This window comes from Bifidobacterium sp. B4111 (assembly GCF_026537235.1).
In the GTDB taxonomy this organism is placed as follows: Bacteria; Actinomycetota; Actinomycetes; order Actinomycetales; family Bifidobacteriaceae; genus Bombiscardovia.
Window position 1 is genome coordinate 1 of the sequence record NZ_JAFNMO010000021.1, and the last position, 585, is coordinate 585.

Annotated in this window: 1 protein-coding gene; it reads right to left on the reverse strand. The window is 63.8% G+C overall.

Features of this window, described 5'->3' with window-relative positions; all coding sequences use genetic code 11:
* Window positions 1–544, reverse strand: a 544-nt coding sequence (locus J3T93_RS09930) for a hypothetical protein (protein ID WP_267431553.1), incomplete at its 3' end; no start/stop codon positions are given.
* Window positions 545–585 lie beyond the last annotated feature (41 nt).

Below are 585 nucleotides of genomic sequence, written 5' to 3' on the forward strand. Positions count from 1 at the left end.
CGGTGGAACCCGGCGTGTCCGGTTCCGCGATCTTCGCCCCGTATGTGATGGCGGTGGCCCCGTTCAGGGCCTGGGAGGCGTTCATCGAGAGGGTCACGTCGTAGCCGATGCCGTCCGATCCGTGGTACTGGGCGTCGCCGAACTCGCTGGGCGAGGCGTCAGCGATGACAGTGCGCTCCACGTACCCGTTGGTCTTCAGGATCTCGATGACATGCGGGCAACCATCCCCATCCGGGATGCGGTGCTCGAACTTGTACTTGCCGGTGGTCGCATCCCATTCGACGTTCTTGTCCCCGTAGCGTTCCTTCAGGGAGTGCTCGTTGGTTTCGATCATCACGAACTGGGCGGTCTCCGAATAGCTAGAGACCACGGTCTTGACGGCGTTGCCGCCCATCTCGTTGATGGACGTGGTGTCGGTGTCCTCGCTGAAGGTGATGCCGTCCTCGCCGATGTACCCCACGCTCTTCCAAGCCTCGGGAAGCGGGGTGGTCGCGTCGGTGGGCAAAACGGTGCCCTTGGGGGCCCGGAAAACGGTGCCGCTCACTCCCCCCTTGGCGAAGGCGACGTTGTCCGCGTTGTAGGTGC